This window comes from Velazquezella soli, assembly GCF_977018685.1.
The window spans coordinates 311473-335469 of the sequence record NZ_CDRNXF010000005.1 but is presented as its reverse complement, the minus strand read 5'-3'; the positions used below and the strand labels follow the sequence as shown (position 1 = coordinate 335469).

The window sequence follows — 23997 nt, the reverse complement described above, 5'->3', positions numbered from 1 at the left end:
CGCATCAAGGAGCATGACAATGGACCCGAAGTCCCTCGTGGATCGGATCGACGAAAAGGCCTGCCTCGATTTTCTGTCGAAGATGGTCCAGCACAAGAGCCATTCGGAAACCGAGGGCGAGAAGGTTCTGGCGCGCTGGATGGCGGCTGAGCTTGCAAAGATCGGCGTCGAAGCCGAGCTGCAGCCCTTCGACGATGGCCGGCGGTTCAACACGATCGGTCGTCTGAAAGGCCAAGGCGGCGGCAAGAGCCTGCTGTTCAACGGCCATCTCGATACCAACCCAGTCACCGAAGGCTGGACCGTCGACCCCTATGCGGGTCTTGTCGACGACAAGTTCATCTACGGTATCGGCGTTTCCAACATGAAGGCCGGCGATGCCGCCTATTTCTGCGCGGTGAAGACGCTGCTCGAGGCGGGCGTCAAACTGAAGGGCGACGTGATCCTGACCTTCGTCGTCGGCGAATTGCAGGGCGGCGTCGGCACACTTGCTGCCATCAAAAGCGGCGTGAAGGCCGACTATTTCATCAACAGCGAACCGAGCGACCTCGTTGCCGTCACCATGCATGCGGCAGCACTGAGCTATGTCATCGAGCTGACCGGCGACACCCGCCACCTGTCGAAGCGCGAGGAATCCGTCGACGCGATTGCCGCCGCCTGCGATATCATCCCGCGCATCAATGCGATGACCTTCAGCGGTGCCAGAAGCGATGTCCACCGCTCGATCAACCGCGGCCATGTGGGCGTCGTCCACGGCGCGCTCGGTCGCGACCTCGAGGAATGGCGTCCGCCGCAAGTGGCCGACTTCGTTCGCCTCAAAGGGTCGTGCCGTTATGCACCGGGCCAGACGCAGGAAGGCGTTCTCGCCGATCTGGCCGATGAGTTGCGGGCACTCGAAGGCCGTTTCCCGGGCCTGAAGGCGAAGCTCGTCCCCGAGATGATCGAAGGCCGCCCTCTGATGCCGCCCTTCGAGGTTTCGCCGGATAGCCGCATCGTCAAATCGATCAATGCGGCCTATGAGGCTGTCCGAGGGGAGAAGCAGCCGACCGGCGCGATCACGCCGACGCGTTTCTACGGCACAGATGCCGGCCATCTCTACCACGAGCTTGGCATGGAAGGCATCGTCTGCGGCCCGGGTGGTCGCTACAACACCATGCCGGACGAGCGCGTCGACATCGTCGATTTCCTCGACATGATCCGCGTCTACATGCTGACCATCCTCGATATTTGCGAAGTGGCCTGAGAACCGGTCTCCCGGGTGAAACGATCGCAATATCGCTCTCGCCCGGGAGGCCATCTTCCCATCTGACACGGACTTTCGATGCATGGCTGCATCGCGCACGGGGCAGTAACGATTTTGCCGGCAATCGACCCCGAGCGACGCAGGGGCCGGGCGAGCCCGTCGAGACTTACTTTAGCTCAACGACGCCGTCAGCGATATCGGGCACCGCCGGAATGATACCGCTTGTTACGTACCACTCAGCCACGGCATTGATCTGCTTCACGTCCGTTTCGGAAACGCCGGTCGTCGGCACCGCGTTGTTCTCGCCGATCTTTGCCCCGAGATCGGCGGGTACGTTCATTTCCTTCGCCCAGATCGCCCCGGCCTCCGGCTTGTTGGCGACTGCCCAGGCGTTTTCCGCTTTGATGACATCGAAGACGAGCTGCAGCTGATCGGCCTTGTCCATGGCGAATTCGCGGCTCGCGACAAGAACGACAGCGTTGTCGGACCTGATGGCGGCGCCATCGGCGATGACCGTGCCGTCATAGGCCTTTTCCGCGATGGTCAGGAACGGATCCCAGGTCGCCCAGGCGTCGACATGGCCCTGGCTGAAGCTTGGGCCACTGTCGCTGGGGCTGAGATAGACGCGTTCCACGCTTGCAGGATCGATGCCGTTCGTCTCCAGTCCGCGCATCAGCAGATATTCCCCTGTGCCCCCGCGGTTGACCGCCACCTTCTTGCCCGCCAGGTCCCTGATGGTGGCGATGCCGGAACCCTTCGTCGCCACGATACCCTCAGAGCCTGACGCCATCTTCTGATAGGCAAAGATCACCAGCGGGATCCTGGCCGAGAGGGCTGCGATCGCCGAGGTCGAGCTTCCGGCCGTGATATCGATGCTGCCGGCGTTGAGCGCCTCGAAAGCAGGCGCTGCCGCCGGGAAGGGACCGGCCCACTCGACCTTGATGCCTTTTTCGGACAGCGCCTTTTCCAGCGTGCCGCGCGACTTGGCGAGCGTGATGTCGTTGGGTCCCCGCAACCAGCCGATCCGCACCACCTGATCGGCTGCCTGGACAGGAGGGGCAAACACGGCGGCGGCACTGAAGAGGGTGACGGCGGCAAGGAATGTACGCTTGGAAATCATAGCTCAGTCCAATCTGCGGTTTTCACATGGAAGTCAGTCTTGCGTGGGGAGGACGCCGAGCTCTTCCAGCAGCGCCGCTTCGATGCGGCCCGTTCTGGGGTCGTCGCGGCGACGGGGGCGGTCGATATCGACATTGATTTCGCGGATGAAATGTCCCTGATCGAGCACCAGGATTCGGTCTGCAAGCGCCACGGCCTCCCAGACATCATGGGTGACGAGTAGCACCGCCGGGCTATGTTTGCGCCACAGCGCGAGGACGAGCTCATGCATCCGCAACCGCGTCAGCGCGTCGAGCGAGGCAAAGGGTTCGTCCAGCAGCAGCAATTCGGGTTCACGCACGAGAGCCCGCGCAAGCGCCGATCGCTGCGCCTCGCCGCCCGAGAGCGTCAGTGGCCAGGCGTCGATCCTGTGCGACAGGCCGACTTCCTCCAGTGCATGTGTGGCGAGCGTCCGGGCATCCGGGTGTCGCAGACCGAGCGCGACGTTGTCGATGACGCTTTTCCATGGAAGCAGGCGCGGTTCCTGGAAAACCACCGAACGCCGGGTGGTCAGCTGCAGCCTTTCGGCCGCGGCGGTATCGAGACCGGCGAGAATGCGCAACAGCGTGGTTTTTCCGGAACCACTGCGGCCGAGCAGGGCGACGAATTCGCCGGGCGCCATGGCGAGGTCGATGCCGTCGAGAACGGCCGCGCCGCCAAACGAGCGGGTGAGTTGCCTGATGTCGACGAGGGGAATCAACCGAACACCTCCGGACGCCAGCGCAGCGCATAAGCCTCGATCATGCGTACGAGACCATCGGTCAGCAGGCCTAAGATGGCGTAGACTAGAAGGCAGACGACGATGACATCTGTCTGCATAAAGTCGCGGGCATAGGAAATGGTGTATCCGATGCCGCTTGCGGCATTGATCTGTTCGCCGACGACGAGGCTGAGCCAGGCGACGCTGAGGCCGTATCGGACGCCCACGAGCAGCGAGGGCAGGGCGCCAGGAATGACGATATGGCAAATGATGCTTGTCGTGCCGAGGTCCATCGTCTGCCCCGCCTCGATCAGCTTCCTGTCAATGCCGCGAATGCCGCCGTAAAGGGTGAGATAGATCGGAAAGATGGCGCCGAAGGCGACGAGCCCGATCTTCGGTATCTCGCCGATCCCGAACCAGAGGATGAACAGTGGCAGAAGACCCAGGAACGGCATAGCCTTCAGCATCTGGATCGGCGGGTCTATCACCGCTTCTCCGAACCGAGACAGGCCGGAGATCAGAGCCAGAACAATCCCGGCGACGAGCGCGATCGAAAAGCCTGCAAGCACCCGCAGGAACGATACGATCAGCCCGTTGATCAGTTCACCGGCCGCGATGAGGCGGCTGGCTGTCGCGACGATGTCGCCCGGTCCGGCCAGAATGCGCGGCGACAGCAGTCCCGTCATGCTGGCGATCTGCCAAATGACAAGGAGGGCAATCGGCGAGGCGAGCCGCGACGCGAATTGCGCCAGGCGGCCGGGCCTCACCGGACCCGCCATAGCTCGGTTCATGCCGGCCACCATTTGTAGAAGTGGTGGACCGGGCCATGCCCGCCGCCGATAGAAAGAGCTTTTCCGGCAATCAAAGTGTCCTGAAGATATGTTTTTGCAGCGCCAACGGACTCATGCAACGACAGGTCGCGGGCGAGGCCGGCGGTGATCGCCGCCGCAAGCGTGCAGCCTGTGCCATGGTCGTTTTTCGTATCGACACGGGCTGCCGAGAACTCCGTGACGCCTGACGTATCGAACAAGAGATCGATGCTGTCGCGGCCGCCTCCATGCCCGCCCTTAATCAGCACGGCACGGGCCCCGGCGTTGAGAATCACCTCCGCCTGACGGGTGATATCGGATCGGGTTTCGGCGACCGGCATGCCGGTGAGCAGTGCAGCTTCAGGCAGGTTCGGCGTCACAATCGTCGCTTTCGGCACGAGGCTGGCGATGAGGGCGGAGATCGCATCTTCGCGCAGCAGCCGATCGCCCGAGGTCGCGACCATGACCGGATCGAGGACGACGGGACCGCTATAGTGTGTCAGCCCCCCGGCAACCGCGTGGATTGTTTCGCAGCGGGACACCATGCCGATCTTGATCGCATGGACCGTGATATCGGCGAGCACTGCGCGCATCTGCTCCCCGATCATTGTCGACGAAATGTCTTCGACGGCGCTCACGCCCCGCGTGTTCTGGGCGGTCACGGCGGTGATGACGCTGGTGGCGAAGACGTTGAGGGCGGAAAAGGTCTTGATATCGGCCTGAATGCCGGCGCCGCCACCGCTGTCGGAACCAGCGATCGTCATGGCAACGGATGTCATCGCTTCACCTCGCTCAGAGCATCATCCACCCGGCGCCGAAAACTGCGGCAGGCGTCTGCACGATCCGGTGCGCGGAAGATTGCCGAAATGACCGCGACACCATCGGCCCCCGCGTCGATGACGCTCCGCACCTGCTCGAGCCCGATGCCCGCGATGGCGCCGACCGGGAGGGTCGGATCCAGTTGTCGCAACCGTTCGCGCAGATCCCGCAAGCCTTCGAGGCCAACCGGTGGATCGGGGTTCTGTTTCGACAGGGTCTCGAACACCCCGCCGATACAGGCATAGCTGGCCTGAGCTCGTCCGGCGCGTTCCGCATCGGCACGTGTCTTGACGGTGAGGCCGATGATGGTGTCGGGGCCGAGCAGCCGGCGTGCGGTCCCGGCATCCATGTCGTCAGCACCCAGATGCACGCCGTCGGCGCCTGAAGCAAGCGCCACATCGACACGGTCGTTGATCACAAGCGGCACGCCGGTGCCATCAAGGGCGGCCTTGATGCTTTTGGCCATGGCGATCATCTGCCGGGTGGAGCCGGTCTTGTCGCGGTACTGGATCAGCGTCGCGCCGTTTCTCGCGGCCTTTGCTGCAAGATCCGCAAGGTCGCCGACATCGGTGAGACCAGCATCGACGATCGGGTTCAGTCGGTAATCAAATCTCATGGTCGATCCTTCCGTGCAGGCTGAGTTCATCGGGCGTCAGCGCTGACAGTGCATCCAGGAAGGCAACGGCGAAACTGCCGGGACCGCGCGCGTGCTCGGCGGCCTGTTCCGCGGCGACGCCGGTCGCCGCCAGCGCTGCTGCGGCCGCTGCCATAGCATCCGGTTCCACGGCCAGAAACGCGGCGATGACGCCGCCCGATAGGCAACCGGTCCCGGTGACATCCGCCATCCATCGGTGGCCGTTACGAACAGTGCCGGTTCGCGCGCCATCCGTCAGGCGATCGTGAGCGCCGGTCTCGATTTTCAGTGTTTCGCCAATGTCTCCGAACAGCGCCATCTCCGCGCTGTTGCCACGCAGTACTGTTGGGCGGCGGGCGATCAATGTCTTTGCAAACTCCAGCCGCACGGGGGAATAGTCGCTATGAACGGGATCGAGGACCCAGGGTTTTCCATGATCGTTTGCGACCTCGACAGCCAGTTCGATCACCTTGCGACGGTCAGCATCCAGCGTGCCGAGATTGACGACGAGGACATCAGCCTTGGAGACGAAACCGACGATTTCGTCCGGGGAGGAGGTCATCGAGGGGATGGCGCCGATTGCAGTGATGCCGTCAGCAACGAATTTCTGCACCACGGTGTTCATCAGGCAATGGACGCGCGGGCGCCGGGCCCTCACACGTGCCAGGAGATCGCCGGCCTGTTGCGGCGTCGGGGAATTGTTCATTGTCATCACCGGATTTCGATCGCCACGTCATCGACCGGCGGGGCGTGCGGAATAAGGCCGCTCGCGGCCATGAACTCACCGAAGCGCTGGTAGCGACCCCGATCCAGCGCTGCAGGCCGTTTGGCGAAACGCGGCAGCGTGTCGGTGAACGCCTGACGATTGAGCGGGTCGTCGAGGTTGGGATAGGCCTTGATGAACAGTTTCCAGGCATCATCGGGGTGATTGGTCAGGAAAATTGCAGCCTTCTCGACGGCTTCGAGAAAGCGGGGCAGGCGAGGATCTGTCGCCAGCCCGTCGCGTGTGACGAAGATCAGCTCGTCGTAAACGGGGACGCCGTGTTCTTCCGGAAAGAATGAACGGCCCTCGTGCCCTTCGATCCGCATCTGCGTCAGTTCGAAGTTTCTGAAGCCGCCAAGCGTGGCATCGACCTTGCCGCCGATCAGCGACGGCGAGAGGGCGAAATTGACGTTGATCAGTTCGACCTCGGTAAGCCCAATGCCTTCGCCCTCGAGCATGCGCTTCAGCATCGCGTCTTCGAAACCCGTGACGGAAAAGCCGACCTTCTTGCCGCGCAGGTCCTTGAGGCTCTTGATCGGGCCATCGGCGAGAACCGTCACCGTATTCAAGGGCGTTTCGACGAGGGTACCGATTCGCTTGAGCGGCAGGCCGGCTGCACGATCGAGATACAGGTTCGGTTGGTAGTGGATGCCGATATCGGCCTGGCCGGCGGCAACGAGGCGAGGCACCGTCGACGGGTCGGCGGGAGGCACCAGCTCGACATCGAGGCCGGCGGCTTTGAAATAGCCGTTTTCGGCGGCAATCACGAGCGGCGCATGGTCCGGGTTCACAAACCATTCAAGCATGACGGTGAGCTTTTCTGCGGCATGCGTTGCGGATGCATTCATGCTGGCGGATATGGCAATGGCAAAGGCCAGAAGCATGCGTTTCATGGGTGGTCGTCTCTCCTCACGATGATAACTGTGTCTGTGGTTCGGTCTCGGTCGCCCAATGGGGGTGTCCCTTTACGAGACGGTCGAAACCCAGGCGCAGCGCGACGCTGGTCAGGGCCAGGATGGTCATGGCTGCGAAAACGGTGTCGGTCTGCATGCGGGCGTTCGCCTGAACCATGACGAAGCCGAGCCCGGCTGAAGCCCCGACCCATTCGCCGATCACGGCACCCAGGGGCGCGAGCGGCACGGCGACGCGCAGACCGGACACGAGCGCCGGCAGCGCAAGCGGTGTTCTGAGCCTCACAAGGATCTGCCAGGGCGTCGCTCTTGTCAGCGCGGCGGCTTCCAGAATCGCTGGTTCCGTCCGCCTCAGGCCATCTGCGAAGGCGGAGGCGACCGGGAAGAAGATGACGAGCGTCGTCATCATCACTTTCGACGCCATGCCGAAACCGAGCCAGAGCACCAGGATGGGTGCCAGCACGAAGACCGGAAAGGTCTGCAGGATAAGGATGATCGGCCAGGCAAGCCTGCCGGCCCGCGGGAATGCCACAACGAGAAACGCAACCGCCGCACCGAAAATGCTGCCTGCGATGAGACCTGCAAGGATTTCGCTCAGGGTGACGAGCGTGTGGTGGGCGAGGAAGCCGCTCTGACCCACCAATGCCTGCACCACCGCGAGTGGTGACGGCAGAAGATAGCGCGGCGGTGAAAAAACCTGAACGGCAAGCTGCCAGCTTACCAGTAGCAGAAAAAGCCCGAGGGCTGCGAACCGGGACTGCATGTCAGCGACGCGGGTTCAAACCGTCGAACCGCATTCGTCCTATTCGGGGATTTCTCGAGAGCGTAAGCATGGCTGATCTCCTGACCTTGACATCATGGAGATCCAGGCGAGCGGAGAATAAGAAAGAGGTGCGGTATTGCGCCGTTTCCGTTCCTACGCCGGTATGACCCGGATCAGGTTCAAGGGTCCGGCTCACCGCCATCTCAGCACCGTTCGATGCTCCCCTCGGAATGACGCCAAGGTTGGACAAAGAAACGGCCTTTGTCAATCGCTTGCGATCGCTGTCCGGCAGAGCCTGCGCGGCGAGCTGACAAAAATTTTATTCTATGTCATCCGCCTCAAGGAAACCCGGGGCCCGTCCGCTGGTTATGTCTTCGCAACTTAGGAGGAGCAACCATGACCGATAGAGAACAGGAACAGCGCGAACGGGCCTACAGACTGTGGGAGGAAGAAGGCCGTCCTGAAGGGTCCCATGACGATCACTGGAAGCGTTCCGAGCATCCAGCCGACATGTCGGATCAGGAAAGCGACGATGTGACCAAGGTCAACCAGCAGGCTGATGCCGCGTTTGGTGGAGAGAACGATGCAGCGGCCGACGATGCCGCCACAATCCGGCCTCCGTCGTCAGTCGCGCCGGACTGACGACGACCAGCGGCAGTCTGGATAGGTATCAGACCTGCCCTGCACGAAAGGGCTTGGCACAACACCTCGAAATATCGGCTGCCGATAGTTCGGCCGTCGACACACTTCAGCCGTCGCGAACACCGTTCGTCCGGTCCACTTTATGCGTCGTCGGGGGATCGAGAACCTGACCGAAACACACGACGGCCACCCGTTTTCCGGTGGCTTTCGCCAGATACATATAGTCGTCAGCGCGTTTGACATAAGTTTGCGGCGTGTCTTCGGCCTTTAGGAACGTAACGCCGACCGCGGCACCCGTGAATGTCACCTGGCCATCGATGGGGATCGGCTTGAACACCCTTTCCATCGTTTCCTGAATATGGGTCTGCATATCGCCCGCAAACTTGCGATCCATGTCGAGAAGAATAGCAAACTCGTCTCCTCCGACCCTGGCGATGAAATCCGTCGCTCGGAAACTTTCGCGAAGTCTCGCCGAGATCGTTCGCAAGACTTCGTCGCCTGCGGAATGCCCCAGACTGTCGTTGACGATCTTGAAGCCGTTGAGATCGATGTAGGCGATGGCGAGCTTTCTATCATTGAGCAGGTTGCGGGCAACCTCTCCGGCAACAACCTCATCAAAACAGGCTCGGTTTGGGAGTCCTGACAGGGCATCGGTCTGCGCGGAGGTTTTCAGAGCGCTTTCGATAGCGCGCTGCTGCCTGACGCGGGCAGACACATCGACAATGACCTCCACATCGAATGAAACGCCATCTACGATCGTGCGTTGCGCAGAAATCAGGGTTGGGATGATCGTACCATCCGAATGAGCAATCTCAACATCTTCGAGCTCGTAGGCGCCGTCCTCGCGCAACAGCCGGTGCCGTCTGTCGCGGGCGGGATTGTCGATCGCGGCACCCTCGGAAATCAGCTTCTTTCCGTTGATCTCGTCCCATTTCAGGCCGGTGAGCTTCAGATAGGCATCGTTGACTTTGACGTAGCTCGAGGTTTTCGTGTCGCTCGTCGTGATGGCCATGGCAATGGGCGCGGACTCAAACATCCTCATCAGCATCGAGATCAAGTGTTGCGTCGGCAGGACATCAGCTTGGTCCGGATCATGCCAGACATGAGGAGCCTTCACGGATACTTTCCCGTCCAGCGGGACCTCCGTGGGCACGATCTCGGTGATGGTGCCGTACCATTTCACGATCTTGCCGGTCGCATCGCGATGAGGCTTTGCTCGACTGACCATCCATCGCCAGCTGTCGTCGTGCAGACGCATGCGAAACCTGGTTTCAAAGGGGTCGCCGGATGGCAGCCATCCAAGCCATTCCCGTCGAACCCGCAAACTGTCGTCCGGATGCATCCGACCGTACCAGTCCGCGATCCGGTCACGCATCCTGGACATCGTCGGGTCTGGCGTTGGCCCCATGAAATTGACAATGCCTTCGGCATCGCTCGACCAGGGAATGTTGGGGCTGAGTTCGATCGACCATCGTGCGTGGTCTTCCGTCTCGGTCAGCGCCTTTTCCATCGACTTGTGACCGGTAACATCGATCGCCGTGACCGAAATGCCGATCGGCTCGCCGGCGTCGTCATCGACCCGCTGGTTCACCACGAGGAGAATGTTCTCACTTCCGGGCGGACGATATTCGTCCACAATCAAAGGCTCGCCCGCAAGGACTCGCTGAAGATCTTTGGTGACCCGGCGCGCCTCTCGTGCCGGCATGAAACTGTGAACGGTGAGCCCGATCATCTGCTCGGGCGTTAATCCCAGCATTGCAGCGAACCGATTGTTTACACTGACATGGCGCAAGTCTGAATCGAGAAAGCAGAGACCGACCGGTGCCGCCTCATAGAGCGTTTCCAGTTGATGGACCCGCTGGAACAGCGAGCCGGTTCCGCGGCGTTCCGTGAGTGGCTTCTGCTTGCTGACAGCGAGATGCCGTTCTGTCGCATCGCCGTCGACAGGTCTGCCAAACAGCCACCCCTGTCCAACGTCGCAACCAAGACGCTTCAGCATTTCTGCCTGTTCTTCGGTTTCAACGCCTTCGGCAACAACCGTCATGCCAAGGCTTTGCCCCAGCCCAATGACCGAGGCGACGATTTTCCGGCTGCCGCTGTCATGCTGCATGGAGCGCACGAAGCTTGTGTCGATCTTCAGTTTGTCGAAGGGGAACGCGTGAAGCCGCGTCAGGCTGGCAAAGCCGGTCCCGAAGTCGTCGAGGGAGATGCCCATGCCGGCAGACTTGAGCGATGCTATGTTTTCCCTGACGACTGTATCGTCATCGAGCAGTGCGCTTTCCGTCATTTCGATATGGATCCGGTTCATCGGAAACCCGGTGTCCGAGATTATCGAAGCCAGAAAGTGGAAGAGGTCTGGGTCCTGAAACTGCGTCGGCGACAGGTTGATCGCGAGGACAAAGTCTCCCCTCCAGCTTGCAGCTTTGCGACAGGCATCCTGGACGATCTTTTGCGTCAAAGCGCCGATCAGATTGCTGGTTTCTGCGAACGGAATGAAATCTGAAGGTGCGATGGCACCTGCTTCGGACTCGGTCCAACGCGCAAGAACCTCAAAGCCGATGATCGCACCGTTCTGCAGATCGACAAGCGGCTGAAATGCCGGCCAGATCGCATCGGTTGAGAGGGCTTCGGAAAGTCGTCGCTTCGACAAGATGCTGTCCTTGGCGGACGCGGGTCCTTTCGTCAAAACCTGCTGTGCAGATTTACGATTTGCCGGACCGATATGTCGACCAGAGATCATGGTACTTTCCACACTTGCGGAAAAGCAATGTCAGAGACCGCTTAAGAATAGATTAGCATGGCTTAATTTAAGAAATGATCCGTATCTGTCGGCATCTACATTGGTTCATGGCCGCCATGAGCTATGACCCCGCTCGTGAGACTACAGGAGCGCGCTGCGGATCTTGCTGATGGCGACGTCGGGATCCGAGCCATAGGGAATGAGCCCCTTCAACCGACCATCCGCACCGATCAGGAACAGGTCCATCGTGTGGCTCATGGAATAGCCGCCACTCTTGTTCGGCTTCTTTTCCGCAAATGCGCGCCATCCGGCGACCACCCGCCGGATTTCTTCAGGCGTTCCGGTCACCCCCGTGATCCGGTCGGAAAACGCGGTGACATAGCCGTTCATAATGTCAGGAGTGTCCCGTTCCGGATCGACCGTGAACAGGTAGCTTTTGATCGGCAGGCCATCTTCACCCAGTTCCTTGAGGTATCCAGCAACTTCATAAAGCGTCGTCGGGCAGGCTTCCGGGCAATGCGTGTAGCCGAAATAGACCAGTGACGGGTTGCCCTTGAAGATCGACTGATCGACCGCTTCTCCCCGATCGTTGATCAGAGAAAACGCGGTATTGAATGTGGTGTTTCTTGGCTCATCCTTGAACGTGAAGAAGAGGATTCCGACGAGGACAGTGATGAAGATTGCCGAGATTGTCGTTGCAACCAGCATGAACGGGTTCTTCGTCATCAGTCGTGACCTCCGTGTGCGGCATGAGGCTTCTGCGCGCCGGCAAACGGTCCGACGGCAAACTCGACCTCGATCGGCCCGGCCTTTTCGAAGATCAGCGTGACCGCCAGCGTCTCGCCCTCCTTGAAAGGTCTAGAGACATTCGTGAACATGAGATGATAGCCACCGGGTTCCAGCTTGACGGTAGACTTGGCCGGCACGGGGATGCCAATGTCCAGTTCCCGCATTTCCATCACGGCGCCGGTCATCTTCATCTCGTGGATCTGGACTTCTTCGGCACGATCCGACTTTGCTCCGACAAGCCGATCGGCCGCGCCGGCGTTGTTGATCGTCAGGTAGCCCCCTCCGACCTTTGCTACCGGCAGCATGGCGCGGGAATATGCGGATTCGATCGTGATATCGCCGGCCCCGTGGGCATGCATGTGCTGGGAAGAGGCGGTGCCGGGCAGCATCAATGCCACGGCCGCTACAAGAAATTTCGCTCGGATTGTCGACATGGGTATTCGCCTTTGACGTAGCAGAATCGGTTTTGCTTATTCCGTCAGCTACGAAGAGGGGGCCCTCTGGCCGAGGTGCCGGTCAGCAGGACGAACCGAGAAAGGCTTTCGTTGGATTGCCAATGCGCGTGCACGATCTCGCGCAGGATCGGCGCACCCAACGTATCTGTCGGCAGTGGCAGTATTGATGCCGTCACATGCCGGCAGCCGTCGCAGGAGATCTTGCTTTCACCTTTATGGTGATGCGTTTTCCCGGCTTCCGAGGGAAGGCAAAGATCAGGCAGACTTCCGTCCGGGAGGATGTAGGACGCAATCGCGATGGTCTCGATCGAGCGCGCATTGGCGGTCGGATTGGAATTGGCAAATCCAAGCAGCAGAAACGCAAGGCTGCAGAGAATGCGCAACCCTACCTGTCTAATCTGCCCAAAACGCCGGATCATCTCGCCTATCAGCTCATCATGCAGCCCAAGGTCATAATGAGTTACGGCAACCCATGCAATGCGTTGCAACCACGAGGACATTGTGACGCAGATGAGCCGCGCGGGCACACGACCCGCCCGATCACGTGCAGCGCTGAATTGGCGTCAGAGGCTCACGCCGCTTTCCCGGTCGAAGACGTAGACGAGGTTTTTGTCGATGCCGGCGCGAAACTGCGTTCCGTGTCGCACGGGATGGTCTCCATCGACAATGGCGGTCATCTGCTGGCCAGCGAATTCAAACAGCACATGCGTCTGCGCGCCCGTCGGTTCGACAAGCAGCGTTTCGCCGCCAATGTTGTCGCCGCCGGCCGTCAGGTGTTCGGGGCGGAGCCCGAGCTTGACGCTCTGGCCGCGACGGACCTTGCGTAGCGGTGAAATGTCGATTGCGGATCCTTCCGCCAGACGAACGACCGGTCTGTCGTTTTCGCCGTCGATCGTGCCGTCGAGCAGGTTCATCGCGGGAGAGCCGATGAAGCCTGCGACGAAGAGGTTGGCAGGTGTCCGGTAGAGCTCCATCGGCGTGCCGACCTGCTCGATGCGGCCGGCATTGAGAACGACGATCCGGTCGGCAAGGGTCATCGCTTCGATCTGGTCATGCGTCACATAGATGGACGTCGTCCCGACCTTCTGGTGCAGCGCCTTGATCTCGGTGCGCATCTGCACGCGCAGTTTGGCGTCGAGATTGGACAAGGGTTCGTCGAACAGAAAGACTGCCGGATCGCGCACAATTGCCCGTCCCATCGCGACGCGCTGCCGTTGCCCGCCGGAAAGCTGGCTGGGCTTGCGGTCCAGAAGATCTTCGAGCGCCAGCATGCGGGCTGCTTCTCCGACGCGGGTGGCGATGTCAGGCTTGGTGACACCGGCAAGCTTGAGGTTGAAGCCCATGTTCTCGCCGACCGTCATGTGCGGGTAGAGTGCGTAGGACTGGAACACCATGGCAATGTTGCGTTCCCGCGGCGTCATGGCATTGACCACCGTGCCGCCGATCGTGACTTCGCCGTCGCTGATGTCTTCAAGCCCCGCGATCATGCGCAGCAGCGTCGACTTTCCGCAGCCCGACGGCCCAACCAGGGCGATGAATTCGCCGTCATCGACCGACAGCGAGATATCGTGGACCACCTGGAGCGCGCCGTAGCTCTTGCGAACGTTTGTAAGGCCAACCGATGCCATGATGCTAATCCTTCAATTCAAGACTTTACGGCGCCGGCGGTGAGGCCTGCGATGATGTGTTTCTGGGCCAGGAAGAAGACGATGATCGTCGGCAGGATGGTGAGCGTGATAAAGGCAAGCACCAGTTGCCAGTCGGTGCCGAACTCGCCGCGATAGACCATGATGCCGAGAGGCCACGGATATTTGCTTTCGGTGTTCAGCATGATCAGCGGCAGGATGTAGCTGTTCCAGCTGCTGACGAAGGTGACGATGCCCACGGTTGCCACGATCGGCCGCGATAGCGGCAACGATATGTACCAGAAGAAGCGGATATAGCCGCAGCCATCGACAAACGCCGCCTGAAACAGCTCTTCCGGCAGATTGCGGAAATAGTTGCGGAACAGAAGGATGCTCATGCCGAGCCCGAATGCGACCTGCGGCAGGATCACGCCCCAATAGGAGTCGAGCAGGCCAAGATCGCGAATGCGGATGAACAACGGGAGAATTGCCGTTGCTGCCGGAAACATCAGCCCGATCAGAAAGTAGTTCAGCAGCTGGTTTGAGCCGAAGAAACGGATATGCGCAAAACAGAAAGCCGCCATCGACGAGACGACGAGTGTCAGGAACACGGTAACGCAGGCGATGATCAGCGAGTTCATCATCTGGCGCCAGTAGCGCTCTCCAAACAGGATATCGACATAGTTGGACCAGACCCATTCGCTGGGCAGTCCGAACGGATTGAGCCGCAGGTCGCCGAGCGTCTTGAAGCCGCCCAATGCAGTGGTCACAAGCGGGACGAGCACGATGGCAGCGACCAGCGACAGCGAAACATAGACATAGAGGCGCGTTGCTGTGGACACGCGGACTGTGGACGATGTGTCAGTCATTGCGCATGAATATCCTTTTGTAACCGAAGGCGATCGTTACACAAATGACGAACAGGACGACGCCGACGGCGCTCCCCAATCCGACCTGCATGCGCGTGACGCCGTAGGTGTAGAGAAAGGTGACCATGGTCTGCGTCGAGTTCGACGGACCGCCGCCGGTCAGCGGCATGATCAGGTCGAACAGCTGCAGCGATCCGATGATGGCAAAGAAGACGGAGAGACGCACGGTCGACCCGAGCAAGGGCAGGGTGACGTAGCGGAATTTCTGCCAGCCAGTGGCACCGTCGATTTCGGCCGCTTCCATGACGCTCTTGTCGATCGACTGGAGGCCGGCGATGAACAGCATCATGTGAAAGCCGAAATATTTCCAGATGACGACCGCCAGCACCGCGTAGATCGCAAGATCCCTGTCGGCCAGAACATAGGGTGTCGCGACGCCGAGAAAGCCGGCGATTGCGGCGAACAATCCATAGTCGCCGTCATAGACGAAGCGCCAGATGAGGCCGGCGGCCACATCGGCTAGAACATAAGGTAGAAAGAAGATCAGCCGGAATGCGACGACGCCCCTGATTTTCTTGCCGAGCATCACAGCGAGCCAGATTGCCAGCGGCACCTGCAGCAGCAGGGACACGACGATGATCAGGCCATTGTTGATCAAAGCCGTCGAAAAGGCGGCGTTGTTGAACAGCACCTCGAAATTGCGAACGCCCACAAATTCGGTCGGCGTGCCGTAGCCGTTCCAGCGATAGAAACTGTACCACGCGGCTTCGCCCATGGGCAGGATCACAAAGAGCGTGAACAGAAGCAGGGCAGGCGGCAGGAAGATGATCAGCGCCGGCAATCGGCCACGCGCGGTCGGGCTTTTGTAGCGGACCTTTTCCGGCACACCCATGACGGAGGCGCCGCTGATCTTCGCGGTCATGTTGTTCATCCGGTCTATCCTTGTCGCACCAATTCAGAAGTGCCGTTGCCGGTGACGGCGCTGCCGCCACCGGCTTGTCGGCTTACTCCAGTTCGGTCGCGTCCTGGATTGCCTGCGCTCCCTCTTCGGCGGTCATCTGCCCGGCGAGAATTTCGACCGAGACATCATTGACGACGCGGCCAACCGATGGACCGAGATCCTGGTCGAAGAAGTTCTGGTGCCAGGTGGATGCGGCGAGCTGGTCGGCAGATTCCCGCATCAGCGGGTTCTTCAAGCCTTCCTCGGCATCGACAGCCGCAGGAATGATCATCCCTTCGGAGGCCATCTGCCGCTCCATCTCCTGACTGGTCAGGAAGCGGAGGAAATCGACAGCCGCCGGCGAAGCGTTCTTGCTGACGCCCCAGCCGTTGAGCCCGCCCAGCGTATCGGTGGCTTTGCCGGCGCCGCCTTCGACAATCGGGAACCCGAAGCGGCCGATGTTGTCGGCAGCAAGCCCCTTGCCGTCGCCGGCATTCTTGCGCTGGTTTGGCTCGGTATTTTCAAAGCCGAGAAGCATTGCAGCCCGTCCATCGCCGAACGCACCGAGCGTCTGCGGCCAGTTGGCGCCGAGATAGCCATTCTGGAAAGGCTGAAGCTTCCCGAGCTCTGCCAGTTGCTCGCCGGCCTTGATCACCGCAGGGTGCATGAAGCCTTCGCCTTCCTTATTCTTGGCGGCTTCGAACACCGCTTCGCCGCCATTGCGCATGACGAGGAAGCTCCAGTAGAAATGCAGCGGCCACTTATCGCCACCGCCACCTGCGATCGGTGCAATGCCGGCACCTTTCAACGTCTTGACCGCTCCCAGGAAATCGTCCCAGGTCTTGATGTCTTCGGCCTTGACGCCTGCCTTGGCGAACAACTCCTTGTTGTAGAAGAAGCTGACGGTCCCCATGCGGTAAGGGACGGCATAGATCTTGTCATCGAATGTCAGGCCGGCGACGGCGGCTGGCTTGTAGGTCTTGGCCCATTCGCCGCCGTTTGCGTTCATGGCCTCTGTCAGGTTCATCAGGGCGCCCGTCTGGGACTGCTGACGAAGAACGCCGCCACCCCAGCTGTAGAAGAAGTCAGGCGCCGCGTCGGACTGCAGAAGCGTCGGCAACTTGGCCTTGAACGCTTCGTTTTCGAGAAACTGCAGCTGGATATCGACATCCGGATGCTGCGTTTCATATTTCTTGGCGATGTCTTCCCACGTCTTGATATAGGCGGGTACGGTTTCGACGTGCATCCACTTCACGACCGTCTGTGCAGCAGTTGCCGTATGGGTCCCGAACAGCGTCGAAAGTGCAGTGGCTGCGGCGAGCGCAGTGATCCGAACGCCCGTATAGGACGTTGCCTTGTGGTGATAGGTCATTCTTCCTCCTCCAAAGGGAAACAACCATCCTCAATTTTTCCCTTATGCGGATTAATTCAAACGACATTTGCATCATTGTCAACCACACTCGCTGAAGTTTTGCTCACATTGGCTTGACAAGAGGCAGTTCGTCGACGCTATTTAATTCGCGATCCGACATAAATATCGGAATCAAACGTCATAGCGATACGGGCATCCGGCTTTCCATGAAGACTGCAGATCCAGAATTGATGCGGGCGATCAATCGTTTCACGGTGCTGGACAAGATCCGCAGGCGCGGCCCGATTTCCCGGGTCGAGATCAGCGAACGTTCGCAGCTGTCGACCACGACCGTCTCGGCTATCACCGCATCGCTGCTCGATGACGGGCTGATCCTGACAAGGCACGAGGGCGATATCCGCAATACGGCGGCACGTGGCAGGCCGCGTGTGATGCTGGAGCTGAACCCGGATGCGGCACGCGTCGTCGGCGCAAAGATCGCCACCAACCGCCTCGTCTTTGCTCTCACGAATTTCTGCGGCGAGGTTCTGTCGCAGCTCACCATTCCGGTCCGCGTTGACAGGTTGCCGATCGCCGTCATCAGCGATCTGGTCGAAGACGGCGTGCGCCGGTGCATCGTCGATGCCGGGATTTCGCTGAGCGACATCGACACAGTGTGCCTGGGCCTGCCGGGTGTTGTCGAACATCGCACCGGAAAGGTGCGCTCCAGCCCGATCTTTCGCGAGACGGATATCAATTTTGCCGAGGAGATGACGAGCCGGCTTGGCCTTCCGACCATCGTCGAAAGCGATGCGCACGCGATCGCCTTGTCGCATCACTGGTTCGGTCAGGCCCGGGATCTCGACGATTTCGTCATCGTCTCGCTGGAGCAGACATTAGGCCTTGCCCTTCTTCACAACGGCCAGGTTTTCCGTGGCGCTGGCGGTCTCAGTCATAACCTCGGCGATCTGGTGCTTGGGGCGACATGCGAGGAGACTCTGCGGCTTTCAGCGGTCGCGGGCGAGACAGCCATTTTCGGCGAGCAGCAAATGGTCGGTCACTTTGCCGAAGCCGTGCGGCTTGGGCGCGGCATGGCGCATGCGCAGGCGCTGATCGCCTCCGAGAACAATCCCTTGTCGGGCGCCGCCGTAAGGGCCGGCGAAGCGGTCGGCTTGGCGATTGCCAACATCGTCACACTGTTCGGTCCGCCCCGCGTCATCATCGTCGGCTCGACGCTGGGGCTCGGCGCCGTGTTTACCGACAGCCTGCAGCAATCCTATTCCCGCGCGATCCCGAGCTCGATCAGCGAAGTCGCCGAACTGGTTTTCGACCAGTCGACCGACGAGGCGTGGGCGCAGGGCGCGGCGGTCGTCGCGTTGCGCGAGCTTTACGAGTCGCCCTGGGGAACGACAGGTCCCGCTTCGAGCCTCTAGCGCAGGCGAACCACATATTTGCAACTTTGGGAGGAGACTATGCAAAAACTCGGCATCGGCATCATCGGATGCGGCAACATATCGTCAGCCTATCTGAAAGCGATGGCATCTTTCCCGGTCCTCGACATCCGCGGCATCGCCGACCTCAATCACGGTCTGGCCGAGCAGCGAGCCGGCGAGTTCAACCTTGCGGCCAAGAGCATCGATGAGTTGCTCGGCGATCCGGAGATCCAGCTGATCGTCAACCTCACCGTGCCAAAGGCGCATGTGGAGGTCGGTCTTCGCGCCCTTGCGCATGGCAAGCATACCTACTCCGAAAAGCCTCTCGGCATTACCTTTGCAGAAGGCAAGAAGCTCGCGGAGACCGCGAAGTCGACTGGTCTCCGGATCGGCGCAGCGCCGGATACCTTTCTTGGCGGTTCGCACCAGACAGCCCGGTCGATCATCGATACGGGCGTGCTGGGAACGCCGGTTGGCGGAACCGCCACCTTCATGTGCCCCGGGCACGAACGCTGGCATCCAAACCCTGACTTCTACTATGAAGCCGGCGGCGGGCCGATGCTCGATATGGGACCTTACTACATCACCGACCTCGTCAACCTTCTGGGTCCGGTTGCCAAAGTTGCAGGCTTTGCGGTCACTCCGCGCAACGAGCGCACGATCACCAGCGAACCGCGCAACGGGCAGAAGATCCCAGTGCATATTCCCACGCATGTTTCGAGCGTCATGGCCTTCGAAAACGGCGCCGTGGTGCAGATCAGCATGAGCTTCGATGTCGCGGGCCACAAGCATGTGCCGCTCGAAGTCTATGGCACCGAGGGAACGCTGATCGTCCCCGATCCGAACCATTTTGGCGGCGACATTCAGCTGCTGAAGAAAGGCGCTAGCTTCGAGCTGCATCCGACGACGGAACCCTATGCGGATGGCAATTACCGGTCGCTCGGCGTTGCCGACATGGCGCATGCCATCCTGTCCGACCGCCCTCATCGGGCAAGCGGCGACCTGGCTCTGCATGTCCTTGAGGTCATGGAAGCCTTCGGCACCGCGGCGGACAAGGGGCAGACCGTTGACATCACCACCAAGCCCGAGCGGCCGGCGCCGCTTTCGCAATCCTTGATAGACGGGCAGATCGCCCGCTGACACCACACTGGAGGAGACTGATATGCGCGAAGCTTTGATCGTATGGGGTGGCTGGAGCGGGCATGAACCGCAGGAATGCGCTCATGTCATAAGGGACATTCTTCAGGAGGATGGTTTCAAGGTCTATCTCGAAAACACGACGGAAGCGTTTGCCGATCCCTCCATTCACGACCTGTCCCTGATCGTCCCGATCATGACCATGTCGAAGATCGAGAAGGAGGAGGCAAAGAACCTCGCGTCCGCCGTGGAAAACGGTGTCGGCATCGCCGGCTACCATGGCGGCGCCGGTGACGCGTTTCGCGAATGCGTGGAATACCAGTTCATCATCGGCGGCCAGTGGGTGGCCCATCCCGGCAACATCATCGACTACACCGTCAATGTGACCCGCCCGGACGACGAGTTGATGCAGGGCATCAGTGATTTCCCATACACGTCCGAGCAATATTACATGCACGTGGATCCCTCGAACGAGGTTCTGGCAACGACCACGTTCAATGGCGATCACGCCTACTGGATCGACGGCGTTGTCATGCCTGTCGTCTGGAAGCGCAAATACGGCAAAGGGCGCGTCTTCTATTCGTCGCTTGGCCATGTGGCGAAGGAATTCGACGTGCCGCAGATGAAGACGATCTTCAGACGTGGTGCAAACTGGGCGGCGCGCTGATGGTTGCCTGACGCTCAGTCCACCCGATCTCCGACAAGCATGGCTCGGCTCTCATGAAAATCTCGGCGATAAAGCCCTATGTCACCAAACTCGGTGTTCGCAACCAACTGCTTCTCAAGGTGGAAACGGAGGAGGGGATTTATGGTTGGGGCGAGTCGGGCCTGTCATATCGAGAGAAGGCGGTTCTCGGGGCGATCGATCACTACAGCCGGTTTCTGATCGGTCGGGATCCGATGCAGTGCGGCGCCCTGTGGCAGGAGATGTATCGAAGCCAGTATTTCGAGGGCGGACGGGTGTTGACGGCCGCGATCTCTGCCCTCGACATCGCCTTTCACGATATCAAGGGTAAGGCTCTCGGAGTGCCCGTGTACCAATTGCTCGGAGGCCGGCAGCGCGAGCGGGTGCCGGCCTTCGCAACGACCTCTGCCGAACCGGGACCTGAGATGGTGGAGCAGGCGCTGCTCCTGAAGGACCAGGGCTGGCGGTGCATCCGGATGATCGCCACCGGCCAGGAAAACAGCGATCGTTTCGAACCACGCGAGTCGATCGCGACGACAGCCGAATGGGTCACCCGCGTGCGCGAGGCCGTGGGCAATGAGATTACGCTCGGCGTCGAGTACCATCATCGCCTCAGCGTCGCCGAGGCCGCCTCGTTTTGTCAAAAGCTGCCGCGGGGCACTCTGGATTTCATCGAGGAACCGATCCGCGACGAGACGCCCGGTGCCTACGAAGCACTGCGCAGAATGACGGAGATACCGTTTGCCATCGGCGAGGAGTTTTCGTCGAAATGGCAATTCCTTCCCTATGTCGAACGTGACCTCCTGCAGTTCTGCCGTATCGACATCTGCAATGTCGGCGGTTTCACCGAAGCGATGAAGATTGCCGGTTGGTGCGAGGCGCATTACGTCGACCTCATGCCGCATGCGCCGCTTGGCGCCGTATGCACGGCTGCATCCGTGCACCTCGCCGCAGCGGTCGCCAACTTCGCCTGGCTCGAGTGCCGCAACTCACCGACCGAGCAGCTGGGCTTCGGTGACCCTGCAACCTACCCGAAGCAGATCGGGACGGACGGTGCCTTCTACCGCGTGCCGGACGAGCCAGGTCTCGGTGTCGAGGTCAATGAATCCCTGCTGCAGGCGTCGAGCTTCGAATACACCGAACCGCCGCACCTGCGCCGCGATGACGGCTCTTTCACCAACTGGTGAGATCGGGGACCAACCGTGTTCGTATCGTGGGTGAACGTTGATGCGCGTCCTTGCTTGATCCGCCGTGCCTAATCTCGACGGAACAAAATCCGGCTCCACGGGTTGTCCTCCGCGCATTCGAAAGTGAATGCAGAACTTGGAGGAACACCATGAAAAAACTTAGCTTTGGCCTCGCTGCAGTCCTTCTTTCGGCATCCGCCGTTCTGGCTCAGACAGAGCCTAAGACGACCGAGACGACACCAGCGGTGAGCACCTCCGGCGAAACAAATCCGGCCGCACCGGTTGCTGGCAAGAACAGCTTCACAGAGGCGCAGGCAAAATCGAGAATCGAAGAAGCCGGTTACGCGGAAGTCTCCGGTCTCAAGCTGGACGACCAGGGCATCTGGCGCGCCATGGGTACCAAGGACGGCAAGCACGGCAACGTGGCGCTGGACTTCCAGGGCAATGTGGTGATGGCGAAGTAAGCCTGATCGTCCCAACAACAATAACGAATACGAAGAGGAAATTCCCATGCGTACCATTACTGGACTTTACGACAGCTACGATGACGCCCGCGCCGCGGTGAAGGCTCTCGAAGATGCTGGCGTGTCATCCGACGACATCAGCATCGTGTCGCACAAGAACGGCAAAGAAGATATCGAAGGCCAGGGCAGCAACGCTGCTGAAGGCGCGGGCACAGGCGCTGGCATCGGTGCCGTCGCTGGTGGCGCCGGTGGTCTTCTGGCCGGTCTCGGAATGCTCGCAATCCCAGGCGTTGGCCCGGTTGTAGCAGCTGGTTGGCTTGCAGCAACGGCAGCCGGTGCTGTCGCTGGCGCAGTGGCCGGTGGCGCAGCAGGCGGCATCGTCGGTGCAATGATCGAATCCGGTGTGTCGGAGAAGGACGCCCACCTTTATGCCGAAGGCGTACGCCGCGGCGGTTCGCTGGTCGTCGCCAAGGTCGATGACGACAAGGCAGTGGCTTCGGAAGCGATCCTGACCCGTTCGCGTTCTGTCGATCTCAACGAGCGTCGTACAGCCTACACCAATGATGGCTGGTCGCAGTTCGACGACAACGCTGATCCTTACACACAGGACCAGATCGATGCCGAGCGCGGTCGCTACCGCACCAACACTCCGATCTGATCCATATTCTGAAAGGGCGGTCTTCATGGCCGCCCTTTCTCTATGCCGGGCAACTGCCGGCGACTCCGCAAGGCGGCATCGATCTGTCAACTTGTGCTTTGTCAAAACCAACACGCAGCACCGCAAATTTTGGCTGGGCCGCGAACTCGATAGTAGCACTCGGGTACAATTCGCGTGAAAATAGCCAGCTACAACGTCAACGGCATCAACGGGCGAATCGATATCCTCCTCCAGTGGCTGGAGGAATCGCAGCCTGATGTCGTGTGTCTGCAGGAGCTCAAAGCGCCTGATCAAAAGTTTCCCATCAAAGCCATTGAAGCAGCCGGTTACGGCGCCGTGTGGCACGGGCAGAAATCCTGGAATGGCGTGGCGATTCTAGCGCGCGGCGAAGAGCCGCTGCTGACTCGAAAGGGCCTCCCTGGCGATCCTGACGATGTCCAAAGCCGATATATCGAAGCCCTTGTGAACGGTATCCTCGTCGGCAACGTCTATCTTCCGAATGGTAATCCTTCACCCGGCCCGAAATTCGATTACAAGCTCGCGTGGCTTTCGCGACTGCAGGACTATGCCGCCGAGCTGATAGAATTAGACGTTCCGGTCGTCATCGCGGGTGATTACAACATCATACCGACCGAACTCGACGTCTATAAGCCTGAGCGATGGACAGATGATGCGTTGTTCCGGGCCGAAGTTCGCGATGAATTCAGGGAGCTTCTCGCGCAGGGCTGGACGGATGCCATTCGCAGGTTACATGCCGACGAGCGCATCTACACCTTCTGGGACTACATCCGGAATGCGTATGGGCGAAACGCAGGACTTCGCCTCGACCATTTCCTGTTGAGCCCAGGTCTCGCAGACGACCTCTCGCGAGCCGAGGTCGACACGCATGTTCGGGGCTGGGCCCACACGAGCGACCATGCACCTGTATGGATAGAGTTGTTAGACGATCTTAAAAAAGGAGCTGAGTGATGGAAGGCCATTGGACAAACGAACTTCGCCAGAAGGTTGAGGCACTCGTCGACGAATACGTTGCAGCTGGAGCATCCCAGAGCGATGTGCTCGATGTCATAGCAAAGACAGGGGTCGATCTGCGGCTTCCGAAAACCGATGAGCCTGATCGCGCCAGCGACAAGGGTGTTGTCGAGGAACCCGCCAACGATTGGCCGGCTGCGACGTAAGGCTGCGCGGAGGGGCGTGACGATCACGTTGCCACGGACTACCATGA

26 protein-coding genes and 1 riboswitch are annotated in these 23997 nt (G+C 60.2%); of the genes, 10 read left to right on the top strand and 16 right to left on the bottom strand.

Annotation, left to right across the window (positions count from 1 at the left end):
* The first annotated feature begins 19 nt into the window (after nucleotides 1–19).
* Entirely contained in the window at nucleotides 20–1240 is a 1221-nt protein-coding gene (locus tag AC0JZ8_RS22035) for a M20 family metallopeptidase (protein WP_430245598.1), read from the top strand.
* A gap of 166 nt (nucleotides 1241–1406) precedes the next feature.
* On the opposite strand, the gene AC0JZ8_RS22030 is transcribed toward AC0JZ8_RS22035, so the two are convergent.
* From AC0JZ8_RS22030 to AC0JZ8_RS21995, 8 genes are read right to left on the bottom strand one after another with little or no spacing between them, the layout of a single operon-like run.
* Entirely contained in the window at nucleotides 1407–2360 is a 954-nt protein-coding gene (locus AC0JZ8_RS22030; protein WP_471893563.1) for an aliphatic sulfonate ABC transporter substrate-binding protein, read from the bottom strand.
* A 33-nt stretch (nucleotides 2361–2393) separates the two neighbouring features.
* Nucleotides 2394–3098 (bottom strand): ABC transporter ATP-binding protein, encoded by a 705-nt coding sequence (locus AC0JZ8_RS22025; protein ID WP_471893562.1) that lies wholly within the window; start codon nucleotides 3096–3098, stop codon nucleotides 2394–2396.
* Nucleotides 3095–3889: an ABC transporter permease subunit gene (locus tag AC0JZ8_RS22020; RefSeq protein ID WP_471893561.1), complete on the bottom strand. Its 795-nt coding sequence runs from the start codon at nucleotides 3887–3889 to the stop codon at nucleotides 3095–3097. Before AC0JZ8_RS22020 ends, AC0JZ8_RS22025 begins: the two co-directional genes overlap by 4 nt.
* Nucleotides 3886–4686, bottom strand: a complete 801-nt coding sequence (gene thiD / locus AC0JZ8_RS22015) for a bifunctional hydroxymethylpyrimidine kinase/phosphomethylpyrimidine kinase (RefSeq protein WP_471893560.1) — start codon at nucleotides 4684–4686, stop codon at nucleotides 3886–3888. The genes AC0JZ8_RS22020 and thiD overlap by 4 nt, the downstream gene beginning before the upstream one ends.
* Nucleotides 4683–5342, bottom strand: a complete 660-nt coding sequence (gene thiE / locus AC0JZ8_RS22010) for a thiamine phosphate synthase (RefSeq protein ID WP_471893559.1) — start codon at nucleotides 5340–5342, stop codon at nucleotides 4683–4685. The genes thiD and thiE overlap by 4 nt, the downstream gene beginning before the upstream one ends.
* Nucleotides 5332–6072, bottom strand: coding sequence for a hydroxyethylthiazole kinase (locus tag AC0JZ8_RS22005; RefSeq protein WP_471893558.1), 741 nt, complete (start codon nucleotides 6070–6072; stop codon nucleotides 5332–5334). Before AC0JZ8_RS22005 ends, thiE begins: the two co-directional genes overlap by 11 nt.
* Nucleotides 6072–7016, bottom strand: a complete 945-nt coding sequence (locus tag AC0JZ8_RS22000; protein WP_471893557.1) for an ABC transporter substrate-binding protein — start codon at nucleotides 7014–7016, stop codon at nucleotides 6072–6074. The genes AC0JZ8_RS22005 and AC0JZ8_RS22000 overlap by 1 nt, the downstream gene beginning before the upstream one ends.
* A 16-nt stretch (nucleotides 7017–7032) precedes the next feature.
* Nucleotides 7033–7797: an ABC transporter permease gene (locus tag AC0JZ8_RS21995; RefSeq protein WP_471893556.1), complete on the bottom strand. Its 765-nt coding sequence runs from the start codon at nucleotides 7795–7797 to the stop codon at nucleotides 7033–7035.
* A gap of 133 nt (nucleotides 7798–7930) precedes the next feature.
* A riboswitch (TPP riboswitch) is annotated at nucleotides 7931–8033 on the bottom strand.
* A gap of 160 nt (nucleotides 8034–8193) precedes the next feature.
* On the opposite strand from AC0JZ8_RS21995, the gene AC0JZ8_RS21990 reads away from it, so the two are divergent.
* A complete protein-coding gene (locus AC0JZ8_RS21990) occupies nucleotides 8194–8439 on the top strand; it encodes a DUF2934 domain-containing protein (RefSeq protein ID WP_062459613.1) in 246 nt (81 codons plus the stop codon).
* Between the two features lie 106 nt (nucleotides 8440–8545).
* On the opposite strand, the gene AC0JZ8_RS21985 is transcribed toward AC0JZ8_RS21990, so the two are convergent.
* From AC0JZ8_RS21985 to AC0JZ8_RS21950, 8 genes are all read right to left on the bottom strand, one after another.
* Nucleotides 8546–11089 carry an EAL domain-containing protein gene (locus AC0JZ8_RS21985; protein ID WP_471893555.1) on the bottom strand — a complete coding sequence of 848 codons (2544 nt, stop codon included), beginning with the start codon at nucleotides 11087–11089 and terminating at the stop codon, nucleotides 8546–8548.
* A 231-nt stretch (nucleotides 11090–11320) separates the two neighbouring features.
* Nucleotides 11321–11905: an SCO family protein gene (locus AC0JZ8_RS21980; RefSeq protein WP_244508843.1), complete on the bottom strand. Its 585-nt coding sequence runs from the start codon at nucleotides 11903–11905 to the stop codon at nucleotides 11321–11323.
* Complete coding sequence (locus AC0JZ8_RS21975) at nucleotides 11905–12402, bottom strand: copper chaperone PCu(A)C (protein WP_471893554.1); 498 nt, start codon at nucleotides 12400–12402, stop codon at nucleotides 11905–11907. Before AC0JZ8_RS21975 ends, AC0JZ8_RS21980 begins: the two co-directional genes overlap by 1 nt.
* A 44-nt stretch (nucleotides 12403–12446) precedes the next feature.
* Complete coding sequence (locus tag AC0JZ8_RS21970) at nucleotides 12447–12911, bottom strand: hypothetical protein (protein ID WP_471893553.1); 465 nt, start codon at nucleotides 12909–12911, stop codon at nucleotides 12447–12449.
* A gap of 75 nt (nucleotides 12912–12986) precedes the next feature.
* The gene (locus AC0JZ8_RS21965; protein ID WP_062459626.1) at nucleotides 12987–14051 is read right to left on the bottom strand and encodes an ABC transporter ATP-binding protein; all 1065 of its coding nucleotides are present in this window, start codon (nucleotides 14049–14051) and stop codon (nucleotides 12987–12989) included.
* Between the two features lie 17 nt (nucleotides 14052–14068).
* Complete coding sequence (locus tag AC0JZ8_RS21960) at nucleotides 14069–14917, bottom strand: carbohydrate ABC transporter permease (protein ID WP_062459629.1); 849 nt, start codon at nucleotides 14915–14917, stop codon at nucleotides 14069–14071.
* Nucleotides 14910–15809: a carbohydrate ABC transporter permease gene (locus tag AC0JZ8_RS21955; protein ID WP_092663466.1), complete on the bottom strand. Its 900-nt coding sequence runs from the start codon at nucleotides 15807–15809 to the stop codon at nucleotides 14910–14912. The genes AC0JZ8_RS21960 and AC0JZ8_RS21955 overlap by 8 nt, the downstream gene beginning before the upstream one ends.
* 112 nt (nucleotides 15810–15921) lie before the next feature.
* On the bottom strand, nucleotides 15922–17229 hold the full coding sequence (locus AC0JZ8_RS21950) for an ABC transporter substrate-binding protein (protein WP_192078459.1): 1308 nt from the start codon (nucleotides 17227–17229) through the stop codon (nucleotides 15922–15924).
* A 206-nt stretch (nucleotides 17230–17435) separates the two neighbouring features.
* Between AC0JZ8_RS21950 and AC0JZ8_RS21945 the strand changes: the two genes are divergently transcribed.
* From AC0JZ8_RS21945 to AC0JZ8_RS21910, 8 genes are all read left to right on the top strand, one after another.
* Nucleotides 17436–18641, top strand: coding sequence for an ROK family transcriptional regulator (locus tag AC0JZ8_RS21945; RefSeq protein WP_092663085.1), 1206 nt, complete (start codon nucleotides 17436–17438; stop codon nucleotides 18639–18641).
* Nucleotides 18642–18680: 39 nt separating this feature from the next.
* The gene (locus tag AC0JZ8_RS21940) at nucleotides 18681–19781 is read left to right on the top strand and encodes a Gfo/Idh/MocA family protein (RefSeq protein ID WP_471893552.1); all 1101 of its coding nucleotides are present in this window, start codon (nucleotides 18681–18683) and stop codon (nucleotides 19779–19781) included.
* Nucleotides 19782–19803: 22 nt separating this feature from the next.
* Nucleotides 19804–20445 carry a ThuA domain-containing protein gene (locus AC0JZ8_RS21935; protein WP_062459644.1) on the top strand — a complete coding sequence of 214 codons (642 nt, stop codon included), beginning with the start codon at nucleotides 19804–19806 and terminating at the stop codon, nucleotides 20443–20445.
* 53 nt (nucleotides 20446–20498) lie between these two features.
* Nucleotides 20499–21650: a mandelate racemase/muconate lactonizing enzyme family protein gene (locus AC0JZ8_RS21930; RefSeq protein WP_471893551.1), complete on the top strand. Its 1152-nt coding sequence runs from the start codon at nucleotides 20499–20501 to the stop codon at nucleotides 21648–21650.
* 149 nt (nucleotides 21651–21799) lie between these two features.
* Entirely contained in the window at nucleotides 21800–22114 is a 315-nt protein-coding gene (locus tag AC0JZ8_RS21925; protein WP_062459650.1) for a hypothetical protein, read from the top strand.
* Nucleotides 22115–22160: 46 nt separating this feature from the next.
* Complete coding sequence (locus AC0JZ8_RS21920) at nucleotides 22161–22772, top strand: general stress protein (RefSeq protein WP_092663077.1); 612 nt, start codon at nucleotides 22161–22163, stop codon at nucleotides 22770–22772.
* 174 nt (nucleotides 22773–22946) lie between these two features.
* Nucleotides 22947–23741 carry an exodeoxyribonuclease III gene (xth, locus tag AC0JZ8_RS21915; protein WP_062578035.1) on the top strand — a complete coding sequence of 265 codons (795 nt, stop codon included), beginning with the start codon at nucleotides 22947–22949 and terminating at the stop codon, nucleotides 23739–23741.
* Nucleotides 23741–23950 (top strand): hypothetical protein, encoded by a 210-nt coding sequence (locus AC0JZ8_RS21910; RefSeq protein WP_325264891.1) that lies wholly within the window; start codon nucleotides 23741–23743, stop codon nucleotides 23948–23950. The genes xth and AC0JZ8_RS21910 overlap by 1 nt, the downstream gene beginning before the upstream one ends.
* Nucleotides 23951–23997: the final 47 nt, after the last annotated feature.